We start from the raw sequence: 13804 nt of genomic DNA on the forward strand, positions 1-13804 counted from the left end.
ATTAGACTTTGACACTTTGACGGATTTAGACAACTGGTTGCATCCGTGACTCGCTTTATTTGGGATAAATTTAGCAAAGACTTCTTAGAAACCCTTCTTTCTCCCTACGGTACAGTAGTTGTCAGCAAAGAAGTCACCTCATACTAAATCCGTTGAGTATAGGCTACTTATGAGGTTATGAAACAATTAATTTCATATCTCCCCCAACCCCTCTAACTCCCCACTCCCCTGACTCCCACAAAGCTCCAAAAATAAGGTTTTAAAAAAACCAGAATTCAAAATAAGAAATAGCGTTGGGCCATGGGTAAAACCGTAGCAGGTTCACAGATTAATAATTCCCCGTCAGCGCGCACTTCGTAGGTTTCGGGATTAACTTCCATGCGCGGTAAAGCGTCATTGAGCTTCATACTGGCCTTACTGATATTGCGCGTATTCGACACGGCCACGGCGGTTTTTTTCAGCTTTAACTTCTCAGGGATGCCCGCTTTCATAGCATATTTAGAAACAAATGTCAAGGAAGTTTTGGCGATCGCACCACCAAAAGAGGCAAACATGGGACGCATATAAACCGGTTGCGGTGTGGGAATACTGGCATTAGCATCGCCCATTTGCGCCCAGGCGATTAAACCGCCTTTCAGGACAATTTCCGGTTTTACGCCAAAAAATGCCGGTTTCCAGAGAACCAAATCGGCTAATTTGCCCACCTCGATGGAACCGACATAATCGGAGACACCATGGGTAATAGCAGGATTAATCGTATATTTAGCAATATATCGTCTTGCTCGCAGATTATCATTCTCGCCCGTTTCCCCGGTCAGTCTGCCCCGTTGTACCCGCATTTTGTGGGCAGTTTGCCAAGTGCGGATAATTACTTCTCCCACCCGTCCCATAGCTTGAGAATCGGAGGAAATTATGCTAAAAGCCCCTAAATCGTGGAGAATATCCTCGGCGGCAATAGTCTCTCGGCGGATGCGGGATTCAGCAAAAGCCACATCTTCCGGAATACTACGGTCCAGATGATGACAAACCATCAACATATCAAGGTGTTCCTCTAAGGTATTCACCGTATAGGGACGGGTGGGATTAGTAGAGGAGGGTAAAACGTTCATTTCCCCGCAAACCCTGATAATATCGGGAGCATGACCACCGCCGGCCCCTTCCGTGTGGTAGGTGTGAATGACGCGATTTTTAAAAGCGGCGATAGTTGCCTCGACAAAACCGGCTTCATTGAGAGTATCGGTATGAATTGCCACCTGCACATCGTACTTATCGGCAACGCTTAAACAGGTATCAATGGCTGCCGGAGTGGTTCCCCAATCTTCATGGAGTTTTAAGCCAATTACCCCCGCTTTTACCTGTTCCGCTAGTCCTTCCGGCTGACTGCTATTGCCTTTGCCCAAAAAACCCAAATTCATCGGGAAAGCTTCGGCCGCCTCTAGCATTCGATAGATGTTCCATTCTCCCGGGGTGCAGGTGGTGGCATTAGTTCCCGTCGCAGGTCCGGTCCCGCCACCAATCATCGTGGTAATCCCCGACGCAATCGCTGTCTCAATTTGTTGGGGACAGATAAAATGAATATGGGCATCAATCCCCCCTGCTGTCAAAATCATCCCTTCCCCGGCTAATGCCTCGGTGGCAGGACCGATAATAATATCGACATTATCTTGAATGTGGGGATTACCCGCTTTACCGATTTGATAAATTTTGCCATCCTTAATGCCCACATCGGCTTTAACGATGCCCCACCAGTCGAGAATTAAGGCATTAGTAATCACTAGATCTACCGCTCCATCTTCCCTAGAAATGGGGGATTGGCCCATACCATCGCGAATTACTTTACCGCCGCCGAATTTTACCTCATCGCCGTAGGTGGTGAAATCTTTTTCGACTTCGATAAATAATTCCGTGTCTGCCAGGCGAACTTTATCCCCGATGGTGGGGCCGTAGGTTTCAGCATAGGTGCGGCGATCGATGCGATAATTCATAGGGGGAATTCTTTAAAATCGAGATCGATTATACGATCGATTTTCCGGCAATTATCGCTTTTTCGGGATTTTCTTCCATTTTTAATCTGGCTCGTTTTCGAGGATTTCTTTGGCTTTCAGTAAAGCTTGGCGATGTTCTTCGGTGACGGTGGGATATTTTAAACCGAGGGATTCCAGGGTGTAATAAATAACCGACCCCACAGCTAAACGGGTAAACCATTTGCGATCAGCTGGGATAATATACCAAGGAGCCCACTCGGTACTGGTGTGATTGAATACCTCCTCGTAGGCTTTCATGTAATCATCCCAAAAAGCCCTTTCTTTGACATCATTTTCGGAAAACTTCCAGTTTTTTTCAGGGCGATCAATTCTTTCTAAAAATCGTTTTTTCTGTTCTCCTTTAGAAACATTGAGAAAGAATTTCAGGACAATAACCCCATTGTTAACCAGATATTTTTCAAAATTATTAATCTCCTCAAAACGTCGATGCCAAACTTTCTTGGTTCTGTCTTCTGGGGGGAGTTTTTGCCGTTCCAATAAATTTTGATGGACACGCACAACTAATAATTCTTCGTAGTAAGAACGATTAAAAATACCGATACGACCCCGCTCCGGTAAGGCTTTATAATATCGCCAGAGATAATCGTGATCTAGTTCTTCGGCCGAGGGAACTTTAAAGCTAAATACCTGACAGCCTTGGGGATTTAAGCCGGACATAACGTGTCTGATCGTACCATCTTTACCCGCCGCATCCATGGCTTGCAGATTAATTAACAGAGCATAGGTATCCTGGGCATAGAGTTTATCTTGAAACTCGGCCATTTTTTCGATACCCTGTTGCAGCAGCAGCGTGGCATCTTCTTTGGTAATGTAGTCGGGTTTAAACCCGGGATCGTAGTCTTTGTGCAGAGAAATTTCTTTACCCGGTGGCACGATTAAGGATTGTAAAAATGCGTGGCGATCAATTTTGCTGACCATGCTCTTCTCCTTGATTGTTTTGACCCCTAAGATTACATTGTAGCACTTTTGCTCGGAAAATATCTAACTCTTGAACCGGCAAGCCAGGGATGAACTGGCAGAAATGACCTAGAAACAAGTATATTTAAATAATCGATTTTAGCTACTCCTCATCTGACGAGAAAGTAAAGAATAATTTTTAGGCGATCGCAAATTCGGTAAACTGTCGCACTTCGGGAGGTTGAAAAGCTAAAACTATCTCACTGCTGGGAATTCCTAAGCGCATTAATTCCGTGGCGATACCTGCTTCTGTCCAATCTTCTTCAATATAAATTTTGTCATTTTTTAGACGAAGATAAACAGAAATTGCTTTAATTCGTTTGCCATTTTTCCAGCCAATATTAAACCAAAGATATTGGCTTCTATCATCGTCAAATATCAATATTTCTTCTATGTCTTGATCGGGTACTTGTGAGGAAATGTCTGCATATTCTGTGAGAATTTTCTTGATTATGCTTTGATAATAATTTAGTTTATCCATTGGACGATTTCCTCATGATTAGTGTCAACAATTAACAATAAAATTTGATATTTTTGCAAGATTATTTGTATGGCAGCTTGAGCGAAAAACTTTTCGTAGATTTCTTGTCCGATTAAAAAAATAAAGAAATTAATACATACAAGATATTTATTACAATTTCAACAATTAATCTCGAAAATTGTCCGAACCACAGGTAAGACATGTACCATCATCAGGATCTATGACATTACCCAGACAATCTTCAGCTGTGCAATCTTCCCGCAATACTTCATAAGATTCATTACATACAAGGCAATAAATAGTGTTGCTAGTTGGTTAATTAGGTATTAGTTGAGCTAATCTTGGAATCTGTTTGTCTGCGTAATCTTCCCTAAAACCACTATAACAACTAGGACAGAAATAACGTCTTGTTTTTTTATTAAAATTAAAATATTTATTATTTTCTGAAGGTGTTAATAAATCAATTACAAGGTTTATTTCTAAAGCCAGCCAATTATATAATTCTCTGGTTTCAGGGCTATATAGAACAGATTCAGGTTCATTTTGAATGAATTGTCCTCGAATTTTTATCCACGAGTTTGGCTCTATCAAATAATGACAAATTTCTAGAATTTCAACAAACAGATTTTTAGTTTTTATATATAATTCAGGATTTACAGTGTGCATAATTATATTTCGCTTGCTTCTCAAATCTTCAAATCTTTGTCGAAAGTTATCTGGTAATCGACCAGTCGATACGGTATTATAAACTTTGACTAAATCCTGTGCATCAATTGTTTTAAATTCACTAAAACGGATATTGCGCTCATGAGATTTACTGGGATAATTACTCGGATCTCCTAAAATTAGTAAATACGGGCTAACTGTAGCAATATGACCTTTTAAGAGAAATTCGGTTCCTTGTTGAATAAGGGAAAGGGCTGTACTCAATGGACGTTGTGCTTGTTTCCAATATTGCTCAGATGACAATTGATCGATTACTTCTTCATTCTCATCGCTATAATACACATTATAAAAATATTCCGCATCCTTAAGTTTTGTAGATAAACTTATCAGCGTATCCCAAGCCAGATTTAAAAAATCAATGCCAGCGGATTTAAAATCATCTCCAGTCGGTACATCTATAATCATAATTTTTCGTACTCACTTTTATCATTTCATTTAAGGCGATTTATTGGTAAATGAGATTGTGTGGCTTTTCATCCCGCTCAAAATGATAGCGAACTTTTTTATTGTGTGGCTTGTACCCGAACTAAACTTGACTATACTTTGTGAGCCTCCGCATAAATCCGTAAAGCGGCGGACATTTTTTGTTCACAATCCTCGCCCTGTGATTGAAACCAAGCTAGGGTTTCGGGATCTACTTGAACAAGAACATTTACTTTCTCTACAGGTTTCCACCACCGCGATTTACTAAAAAACTCCTCGGTTAAGGGCGGAATATCGGATGTGTCGATTTCCTCTTCCGTAAGAGCGTCAACTTTCTCCCAATTCGTCTCGGAGGTATTGTTCATATCGTTTTCGTTCATAGGGTAAAGCTTTACGAAGTGAAATAATACGAATTGTATCTCTACTCGGTTCTGTAAAAACGACAACTACCACTCGGCCATCGAGCGTACCGATTCCTATCAATCGATCTTCGCCATAATTTTCTCGTTCGTCAAGGGAAACTCGAATGGGATGTTCAAATATCCGCTGCGCGTCCGCGAAGTCTAGATCGTGCTTGATGATATTCGCTCGGTTCTTTTGTCGATCCCACTCGAATTTCATATTTTTATTTTATCGAGTTGTCATTCCGTATATCGAAAAAAATCCTATAATTGTCGAAAATTCGATCGTTAGAGGGGTCATCTTGATCGAAATCAAAAGAAATCTTTCGCCTCGATCGAAATGACCCATAACCGGTCAACTAACTCAAAACACCAGAAGGAATACCTAAGATATCCTCAATCTTAGGTAAATCTTCTAGGGGAATTACCCGGCCTTCATCCTCAAAACCAGCGATTTCATTAAAGTTCAAATAGCGGTATAAATCGCCAGCAAAAGGATTAATTTTCTCAGTGACAATTGCTAGGTATTCCTCAACGGTAGGAATGCGTCCCAGCAGCGCACAAACCGCCGCTAATTCGGCGGAACCGAGATAGACTCGTGCATCTTTTCCCATGCGATTATTGAAGTTACGAGTCGAGGTAGAAAATACCGTCGCTCTGTCTTCAACCCGCGCTTGATTACCCATACAAAGGGAACATCCCGGCATCTCGGTACGCGCCCCAGAAGCGGCAAAAATGCCATACATTCCCTCATCGCGTAATTGTTTTTCATCCATGCGGGTGGGGGGACAAATCCACAGTTTAGCCTTAGCAACTCCTGCCCCTTCTAATATCTTAGCAGCGGCGCGATAATGACCGATATTAGTCATACAAGAACCGATGAACACCTCATCAATTTTATCCCCAGCGCATTCCGACATTAACTTGATATTATCGGGGTCATTGGGTGCGGCGACAATGGGTTCTTTAATCTCGCTTAAATTGACGGTGATAATATCCGCATATTCGGCATCCTTATCCGCCTCCATCAGGACGGGACTAGCTAACCATTGTTCCATTTTTGCTACCCGACGTAGGATAGTTTTAGCATCACTATAACCCCGGGCTGCCATATTTTTTAACAGAGCCACATTAGAGCGTAAATATTCCGCCACTGTTTCCGTACTTAACTTAATCGTACAACCAGCGCAGGAACGTTCCGCCGTGGCATCGGTTAACTCGAAAGCCTGTTCTAATTTCAAATCCGGCAGCCCTTCCATCTCCATAATGCGACCGTTAAAAACATTTTTTTTGTTCTGTTTTTCCACGGTTAATTTGCCTTCTTGGATGGCAACGTAGGGAATGGCATTAACAATATCCCGCAGAGTTACACCGGGTTGTAATTCCCCCGTAAAACGGACTAAAACCGATTCCGGCATATCCAAAGGCATTACTCCCAAAGCGGCGGCAAATGCCACTAAACCCGACCCCGCAGGAAAGGAAATTCCCAAAGGAAAACGAGTATGAGAATCGCCTCCAGTCCCCACCGTATCCGGCAATAACATCCGATTTAACCAGGAGTGAATAATGCCATCTCCCGGACGTAAAGCGACCCCACCCCGGGTAGAGAAAAAGTCGGGTAATTGGTGATGAGTTTGAATATCAACCGGTTTGGGATAGGCTGCCGTGTGACAGAAACTCTGCATGACTAAATCGGCGCTAAAACCTAAACAGGCTAACTCTTTTAACTCGTCTCTGGTCATCGGACCAGTGGTATCCTGAGACCCTACCGTAGTCATAATCGGGTCACAGGAAGTACCCGGCCGCACCCCGGGTAAACCGCAAGCTTTGCCGACCATTTTTTGCGCTAGGGTGTAACCTTTACCCGTGTCACTAGGCATAGTTGGACGAGTAAATAGGGTACTAGCCTCAAGTCCCAAGGCGTGACGGGTTTTATCGGTGAGACTGCGACCGATTAAGAGGTGAATACGACCGCCGGCGCGCACTTCATCCAGAATTGTCTCAGGTTTGAGGCTAAAAGTGCTAATAGTTGCGCCCGCTTCGTTGGTGATTTTGCCTTCGTAGGGATAAATTTTAATCACATCCCCCGTGTTCATTTGGCTAACATCGCATTCAATCGGTAAAGCGCCGGAATCCTCGGCCGTATTAAAGAAGATAGGGGCGATTTTACTGCCTAAAATATAGCCACCAGCACGTTTATTAGGTACAAAGGGAATATCATCGCCAATATGCCAGAGAACCGAGTTAATCGCCGATTTTCGGCTGGAACCAGTCCCAACCACATCCCCCACATAGGCGACCGGATGGCCTAATTTTTTCAATTCGGCAATGGTTTCTAAGGACCCGGGTTGACGGGTTTCTAACATTACCAAAGCATGGAGGGGAATATCGGGCCGGGTGGTGGCATGGGGAGCGGGAGATAGGTCATCTGTATTAGTTTCTCCGGGTACTTTGAAGACGGTGACGGTAATTTCTTTAGCAAGTTTCGGTTTAGCGATAAACCAAGCGCCATTGGCCCAAGCATCGATAACCTGTTTAGCATAGGGATTGGTGTCGGATAATTCCAAAACCTCGTTAAACGCATCGAATACCAGCAGGGTTTTACTTAAAGCGCTGGCAGCGGCAGCGGCGATATTAATATCTCTGGATTTAATCAGTTCAATCAGAGAATGAACGTTATAACCACCGACCATGGTTCCCAGTAAGCTAACCGCACCTTGGGGGGAGATAACGTTAGATTTTATTTCACCTTTAGCAATTCCTGTTAAAAATCCCGCTTTAACGTAGGCGGCTTCATCAACTCCGGGGGGAACACGGTCACGCAGCAGGGTCAGCAATTCTCCCTTGAGTTCTTCGGTCGGATTTTTGAGCATTTCGCATAATTCCGCCGTTTGTTGAGCGTTGAGGGGAAGGGGAGGGATACCTAATTTCGCTCGGTCGGCAACGTGCTGATGATACGCTTCTAACATAGATATAGTCTCTCCTAGTCTTCACTTGTGACGGTTTCTTCCTAGGTTACTGGATTTTTGCTAGTCTCTGAATTTCTAGGTTAACGAGAGATGACTTTGCTGTGTGGGCTGCATCTCACATTTGCAGGAACACCGACAATCAGCAATTATCAGCTTCTCAAGGCAAGAGTCACTCATGCAAGAGGCAAAAGAAAGAATCTGGCAATTCTCCCACCTAAAAAGAAGGTTAGAAACTAAGCACATCAAAGCTTTTAGCTTAACCAATTAGGTTTTAGATTCGGTCGAGTGACTCTTAAATTAGTACACAAATATTAACAACTGCCTGTAAGCATCCCACCGAAAAACTAATGCGCTCCTGGGTTTGGGGGGTAGAACCCCCCAAAAGCTTGCATTGAGTAATAAAATCGAAAGTAACGCCCAATTTTAGCCGAGAGTTTCCCCTTAAAAATCTCAACTTAGTAGATTGACAAAAATGAGATGCAGGCAGTGTGTGACTTCCATAAAATGAGAAAATAGCGATCGATTGACTATATTGAGGCTTAGATAATGGCTATCACCGATTCTGATCTAGATTTAGCACAATATATCGACCATTCTCTCCTCATCCCCACCGCCACCAGTGAACAATTAGAGGCTTACTGTCAACAGGCTGATCAATATCGTTTTCCCACCGTCTGCGTTTATCCCGCTGCCGTTAAGCAAGCTGTGCAGTTACTCCACGGCAAAAAAACTTTAGTTTCTACCGTGATTGGTTTTCCCGCGGGGGCCACTACCTCCGCAGTTAAACGTTATGAGGCTTTAGAAGCTGCCGATAATGGTGCTAAGGAGTTAGATGTGGTTATTAATCTCGGTTGGCTAAAAGATGGGAAATATGAGCAATTATTCCAAGAAATTGCTAGTATTTGTCAGGAAACCGGCCAGACGGTAAAAGCGATTCTGGAAACCTCGCAACTGACGGACACCGAGAAACGTTTAGCGGCGGAGATTTGCATGGATGCAGGAGTCAGTTATCTAAAAACCAGTACCGGCTGGTTTGGAGGAGCAACAGTTAGCGATGTGAAGTTTCTCAAGGAAATTAGCAAAGGACGGGTAGGAATTAAAGCATCCGGCGGAATTCGTACCCTAGAACAAGCGATCGCTCTTATCCGCGCCGGGGCCACTCGTCTGGGGACTTCCCGCGGTGTCGATTTAGTCCGTCAGCAAAAAGCCGCTTTTGAGGAATAATACTAAATCCTGTTTAAAAGGTATAGGAAAGTGGGGAAGTGGGGAAGTGGGGAAGTGGGGAGAATAAATAAAAAATAATCTCCTGTCTCCTGAATCCTGTCTCCTGAATCCTGTCTCCTGAATCCTGTCTCCTGACAGCTAAAATTATGGCTGACATTCAATAAAAATAAGGAGGTTTATTTGCCGATAATTCGCTGTGGTAATCGAGAATTTAGAGATATTCAAGGGATTGTTTTTGATAAGGACGGTACGCTAGAGGATTCGCGGGCTTTCTGGTACGATCGAGCTATAGCTCGGGTACAAGCCATTGAATCGCGAATTCCGGGTTTAGAGTCTTTATTAACTAAAACTTTTGGTATTGGGGCAAATAGTCTCAATCCTGCTGGTTTAATGGCAGTGGGCAGCCGCAGAGATAATCATATCGTCGCTGCCGGTTGTATTGCTTCCACTGGCCTCGATTGGTTAACGGCCATGGCGATCGCAAAAGCGGCCTTCCAAGCGGCCGATGAAAAGGTTCCCCCCCGCTTAAATCCCCTCTATCCCCACTGTTTAGAAGTCATTCGTTATCTGCACGCGGCCGGTTTACAATTAGCGATTCTTTCCTCCGATACCACAGCACGAGTTGAGCAATTTGTCAAGGAAAATGACCTATTAAATTATATTAAAATTGCCCGGGGATGCGATCGAGGTTTAAGTAAACCCGATCCCTTATTATGGCAAGAAACCTGTCAAGCTTTGGGGACCGCAGTGGACAAAACCCTGATGGTGGGGGACACTAGGGCCGATTGGGAAATGGCTAAACAGGCCAAAGCAGCAGCGATCGCAATTAGTTGGCAACTGGAAAACCATCAAGATTTACAATTAGCTGATGTGGTCATTAGAGAACTTACTGCAATCTCGGTTATCAGATAAGTAGGGAGGCACAATTATTTGTAGGATGGGTTAGCAGTAGCGTAACCCATGCAGACGTTGGGTTTCATGCTTCAACCCAACCTAGGTTCTTCCCCCACACCCCACACCCCACACCCCACACCCCAATTCATAATTTCCTCTATGCTAACAATTGCCTTACCGAAGGGTGCTTTACTAAACGAAAGTATCCAAATATTTCAGAAAATTGGCTTAGATTTTAGTGACTTTCTTGACTCAAAAAATCGCCAATTACAGATTACCGACCCCACTAACCAAGCGAAAGCCTTATTAGTAAGAGCCACAGATGTCCCCGTTTATGTAGAATACGGTCAGGCACAATTAGGCATCGCCGGTTATGATATTTTATTGGAAAAATCTCCCGATGTGGCTAATTTAATTGACCTAAAATTTGGTTATTGTCGGATGTCGGTAGCTGTCCCTGCTGATAGTCCCTATCAAAGTCCCTTAGATATTCCCCATCACGGTAAAGTTGCCTCAAAATTTGTCAATTGTGCTAAGGATTATTTTCGTCGTTTAGATATTCCCGTCGAGATTATACCTCTCTATGGTTCCGTAGAATTAGGACCGATTACGGGTATGTCAGAAGCGATAGTTGACCTAGTTTCCACCGGTCGAACTTTACGGGAAAATGGTTTAGTAGAAATTGACGAATTATTTGCTAGTAGCGCTCGATTAATCGCTCATCCCCTCAGCTATAGACTAGATTGCGATCGGATTTATAACTGGGTAGAAAAGCTCAGAGAAGCAACTACATCAATGGCAAAAGTTTAACAAATCAGCACCCCCCTTATTAAGGGGGGATTAAGGGTAGATTTATCTTATTTCCCCCTAACCTAATTGTTTCAATAGTAAACCAAGGAGCGCACCAGCAAGAATTAACCAAGTAGAATTAACTTGAAAACGTAGTAAAAGAATAGCGGAGATAAGAGATAGAATGATAGCCAATAAATTAAAGGGTAAATTCCCGTAAGGTTGTAACCAAGTAGCTAGAGCTAAATTAAAAATTACTGCCACCATTAAAGCCACAGCACTAGCATTAATTGCATCTAAAAAAGCACCCGCCCAAGGCGATTGTCTCAGCTTAGGAATGAGGGGATTAAGTAATAAGACAAAGATAAAAGAAGGAAAAAAAATTGCTAGAGTTGCCACAATTGCCCCCGATACTCCTAATATTTGATAACCGATAAAAGTGGCTGTGGATAACACCGGTCCAGGGGTAAATTGACCCACAGCAATGGCATCTAATAATTGTTGCTGAGTTAACCATCCTCTCCCCTGGACTAAATCCCCTTCTAAAAAGGCAACTAACACATAACCACTACCAAATAAAACACTACCCACCTTGAGGAAAAACAACCCTAATCCTGTTAATGTCGGTGGGATATTGCTAGGAGTAGCAACTGCCGTCACACCGCCTATTCCTGCCACAATCAGGGGGAAAGTAGCGAATTTTTTTAGGATAAACATCCCGATAATTCCGCCTAAAAGTAAAGCGATAATTTCATTTAAACCTAAGATTAATAAACCGATAACTCCCAATCCGATGAACAGTAATTGACGGGTTTTCATTGCCTTTTTGCCTAAGCGCCAGAGTGCCTGAAAAATCACCGCAATTACCACCGGTTTAATCCCCGCAAAAATCGTGGCCACATCCGGTAAAGTCCCGTAGGTAGTATAAATCCAAGCTAAAAAACCAGTAATTAACACCGCAGGAGTGATAAAACAAACTCCCGTGATTATTAAACCCGCTAAACCACCAAAAATATAACCGATATGAATGGCCATTTCCGTGGAATTAGGACCCGGAATCAGATTAGTGGCCCCCACCAAATCGAGAAATCGCTCCTTAGTCATCCAACCGCGACGCTTAACCACTTCTTCCTCCATTAAAGCGATATGGGCAGCCGGACCGCCAAAACCGATAATCCCGATTTTGAGAAATAAAAGGGCAAGTTGCGAGAGATTGGGAGGCGATGAAGTCAGCATTTTCTGATTACCAATAGTTTTTCTAGAATCAAGTTTATATCCAAGAATATAGGCTTAAGTTAAATTCTTGGCTAGATCTCGTCAATCCTAAAATTCCATAATTGCAAAAGTGTTTTACACAAACTAAATTATAAGTATTTAATACTACCGTTCAAGTAAATTTGATACAAAAAAAATTAAGAAAACTTTATCAATAATATTGATTAATTTGTTTATAATAGAACTCCTTAGTCAACAAAGCATAAACAATAATCAATTATCACAATCGATTCTAATCTATACCAGAGCAACTCTATGGACAGCTTGCCGCCTAACACTAACCAGTTTTCAGATACTCAAGAGCCAGCGGCGAGTCCAACTCAGCGCCAAGCGGTGCCAGTCAATTATGAGTACAGCCTCAATCTGCCGGAATTACTCAACCAGCTTGACCTCTCGGTGTTGATTTCCACCTACCAAGCGGGACGGGTGGCCAGCATTGGCACTTATCAAGGACAAATGCGGGTGAGTTTCGCCCATTTTGACCAAGCGATGGGTTTAACCCGAACCGCTACCGGAATTGCTGTGGGCGCTCGTAACGCAGTTTGGAATTTACCGGCTAATCGAGAGATTGCCCCCCAGATTAAACCAGAAAGGGAACAGGATATCGCTTTTTTAGCCCGTTCCTCTCACCTCACCGGGCCGATTATGGGTCATGATTTGGCCTTTGGCAGTAATCGCCTTTGGGTGGTCAATACCCTGTTTAACTGTCTGGCAACCATCGAAGGAAATTGGAGTTTTCTCCCCCAGTGGAAACCGCCCTTTATTACTGAATTAGCCCCGGGAGATAGATGTCACCTCAATGGCTTGGCTATGGCTGAAAATAGCGGCACCCCCGCCTATGTGACGGCATTGGGGGAAACCAACGAGGAAAGCCTCTGGCGAGAGAATAAAGCCCAAGGGGGATGCTTAATTGATGTGCCGAGGGGAGAGGTGATTCTGCGGGGTTTAGCTATGCCCCATTCTCCCCGCCTTTACCAAGGTAATCTCTATTTTCTCAATTCCGGTTATGGAACCTTGAACCGTTGGCATCCCCAAACTGGCAGTACAGAAATCATCGCCGAATTGCCCGGTTTTACCCGGGGTTTGGACTGTTGGGAAGGTCACGCCTTTGTCGGGTTGTCCCAAATTCGGGAAACGGCGGTCTTTGGCGGTTTACCCCTGGATGAGCGGCGTAATCAATTGCGGTGCGGGTTGGCTATTGTCAATCTAGCCACCAGTCAACTGGTGGCAACTTTCTGGTTTAATAGCGGCGTGGAGGAGGTTTTCGCCGTCTCCGTTCTCCCGGGCTACCGCAACCCGGCGCTAATTGGACAGGATACCGACCTCGACGGCACTCAATCGGTGTGGATGGTGCCTTCTTTGCCAGCTTAATTGTTTAATTTTTACTCTTTATTCAGGAAAAAATCATGTCAACTCCTTTTTTAGTTAAGGATATCTTCCCCGGTTTAGGTAAATCCTCCCCCGGCAATCTGACGGCATTATATAGTTTTACCAATAAATGTTAGAACAAAGATGTAGATGTAGGTTGCTCTAATGGGAAGTTTTGTGACGACAAGTAGCATTGATGATATTTATGGGGAATAATAGATTTAGATGAGTGCCTAACTTTCCAATTGGTAG

The 13804-nt window shown here is 43.5% G+C and carries 13 protein-coding genes and 1 pseudogene; 5 read left to right on the forward strand and 9 right to left on the reverse strand.

The annotated features are described in order from the left end of the window. Window positions 1-45 precede the first annotated feature (45 nt). Window positions 46-141 (forward strand): annotated as a pseudogene (locus IM319_RS22715) (DUF4351 domain-containing protein); the annotation flags it as partial. Window positions 142-275: 134 nt separating this feature from the next. On the opposite strand, the gene ureC reads toward IM319_RS22715, so the two are convergent. The 8 genes from ureC to acnB all read right to left on the reverse strand — a co-directional run bounded on the left by ureC (window position 276) and on the right by acnB (window position 8002). Beyond that, window positions 276-1985 carry an urease subunit alpha gene (ureC, locus tag IM319_RS10595; RefSeq protein WP_287735556.1) on the reverse strand — a complete coding sequence of 570 codons (1710 nt, stop codon included), beginning with the start codon at window positions 1983-1985 and terminating at the stop codon, window positions 276-278. 81 nt (window positions 1986-2066) lie between these two features. Next, window positions 2067-2963: a polyphosphate kinase 2 family protein gene (locus tag IM319_RS10600; RefSeq protein WP_287735557.1), complete on the reverse strand. Its 897-nt coding sequence runs from the start codon at window positions 2961-2963 to the stop codon at window positions 2067-2069. A gap of 178 nt (window positions 2964-3141) precedes the next feature. Then, complete coding sequence (locus IM319_RS10605) at window positions 3142-3483, reverse strand: XisI protein (RefSeq protein ID WP_287735558.1); 342 nt, start codon at window positions 3481-3483, stop codon at window positions 3142-3144. Next, complete coding sequence (locus IM319_RS10610) at window positions 3471-3617, reverse strand: element excision factor XisH family protein (RefSeq protein WP_353857195.1); 147 nt, start codon at window positions 3615-3617, stop codon at window positions 3471-3473. Before IM319_RS10610 ends, IM319_RS10605 begins: the two co-directional genes overlap by 13 nt. A 181-nt stretch (window positions 3618-3798) precedes the next feature. Continuing rightward, on the reverse strand, window positions 3799-4614 hold the full coding sequence (locus IM319_RS10615) for a hypothetical protein (protein WP_287735559.1): 816 nt from the start codon (window positions 4612-4614) through the stop codon (window positions 3799-3801). Between the two features lie 131 nt (window positions 4615-4745). Then, a complete protein-coding gene (locus IM319_RS10620) occupies window positions 4746-5012 on the reverse strand; it encodes a BrnA antitoxin family protein (protein ID WP_002746336.1) in 267 nt (88 codons plus the stop codon). Continuing rightward, entirely contained in the window at window positions 4960-5253 is a 294-nt protein-coding gene (locus IM319_RS10625; protein WP_002735016.1) for a BrnT family toxin, read from the reverse strand. Before IM319_RS10625 ends, IM319_RS10620 begins: the two co-directional genes overlap by 53 nt. Before the next feature lie 139 nt (window positions 5254-5392). Then, window positions 5393-8002 (reverse strand): bifunctional aconitate hydratase 2/2-methylisocitrate dehydratase, encoded by a 2610-nt coding sequence (acnB, locus tag IM319_RS10630; protein ID WP_287735560.1) that lies wholly within the window; start codon window positions 8000-8002, stop codon window positions 5393-5395. A gap of 546 nt (window positions 8003-8548) precedes the next feature. On the opposite strand from acnB, the gene deoC reads away from it, so the two are divergent. The 3 genes from deoC (at window position 8549) to hisG (ending at window position 10930) form a co-directional block, all read left to right on the forward strand. Beyond that, a complete protein-coding gene (gene deoC / locus IM319_RS10635; RefSeq protein ID WP_286826204.1) occupies window positions 8549-9226 on the forward strand; it encodes a deoxyribose-phosphate aldolase in 678 nt (225 codons plus the stop codon). A gap of 180 nt (window positions 9227-9406) precedes the next feature. Next, window positions 9407-10138 carry an HAD family hydrolase gene (locus tag IM319_RS10640; RefSeq protein WP_287735561.1) on the forward strand — a complete coding sequence of 244 codons (732 nt, stop codon included), beginning with the start codon at window positions 9407-9409 and terminating at the stop codon, window positions 10136-10138. A 141-nt stretch (window positions 10139-10279) separates the two neighbouring features. Further along, a complete protein-coding gene (gene hisG / locus IM319_RS10645) occupies window positions 10280-10930 on the forward strand; it encodes an ATP phosphoribosyltransferase (RefSeq protein WP_286826202.1) in 651 nt (216 codons plus the stop codon). 57 nt (window positions 10931-10987) lie between these two features. On the opposite strand, the gene chrA is transcribed toward hisG, so the two are convergent. Then, a complete protein-coding gene (chrA, locus tag IM319_RS10650) occupies window positions 10988-12145 on the reverse strand; it encodes a chromate efflux transporter (RefSeq protein WP_287735562.1) in 1158 nt (385 codons plus the stop codon). Between the two features lie 294 nt (window positions 12146-12439). Here chrA and IM319_RS10655 point away from each other — a divergent pair, with 294 nt between their 5' ends. Next, window positions 12440-13555 (forward strand): TIGR03032 family protein, encoded by a 1116-nt coding sequence (locus IM319_RS10655; RefSeq protein WP_287735563.1) that lies wholly within the window; start codon window positions 12440-12442, stop codon window positions 13553-13555. Window positions 13556-13804 lie beyond the last annotated feature (249 nt).

It is taken from the genome of Microcystis sp. M113S1 (assembly GCF_020246945.1).
In the GTDB taxonomy this organism is placed as follows: domain Bacteria; phylum Cyanobacteriota; class Cyanobacteriia; order Cyanobacteriales; family Microcystaceae; genus Microcystis.

Excerpts from the sequence above, each read along its gene's own strand:
- chrA (WP_287735562.1), bottom strand. The coding sequence starts at position 12,145 with ATGCTGACTTCATCGCCTCCCAATCTCTCGCAACTTGCCCTTTTATTT.
- deoC (WP_286826204.1), top strand. The coding sequence starts at position 8,549 with ATGGCTATCACCGATTCTGATCTAGATTTAGCACAATATATCGACCAT.
- acnB (WP_287735560.1), bottom strand. The coding sequence starts at position 8,002 with ATGTTAGAAGCGTATCATCAGCACGTTGCCGACCGAGCGAAATTAGGT.
- IM319_RS10655 (WP_287735563.1), top strand. The coding sequence starts at position 12,440 with ATGGACAGCTTGCCGCCTAACACTAACCAGTTTTCAGATACTCAAGAG.
- IM319_RS10600 (WP_287735557.1), bottom strand. The coding sequence starts at position 2,963 with ATGGTCAGCAAAATTGATCGCCACGCATTTTTACAATCCTTAATCGTG.
- IM319_RS10605 (WP_287735558.1), bottom strand. The coding sequence starts at position 3,483 with ATGGATAAACTAAATTATTATCAAAGCATAATCAAGAAAATTCTCACA.
- IM319_RS10625 (WP_002735016.1), bottom strand. The coding sequence starts at position 5,253 with ATGAAATTCGAGTGGGATCGACAAAAGAACCGAGCGAATATCATCAAG.
- hisG (WP_286826202.1), top strand. The coding sequence starts at position 10,280 with ATGCTAACAATTGCCTTACCGAAGGGTGCTTTACTAAACGAAAGTATC.
- IM319_RS10620 (WP_002746336.1), bottom strand. The coding sequence starts at position 5,012 with ATGAACGAAAACGATATGAACAATACCTCCGAGACGAATTGGGAGAAA.
- ureC (WP_287735556.1), bottom strand. The coding sequence starts at position 1,985 with ATGAATTATCGCATCGATCGCCGCACCTATGCTGAAACCTACGGCCCC.
- IM319_RS10615 (WP_287735559.1), bottom strand. The coding sequence starts at position 4,614 with ATGATTATAGATGTACCGACTGGAGATGATTTTAAATCCGCTGGCATT.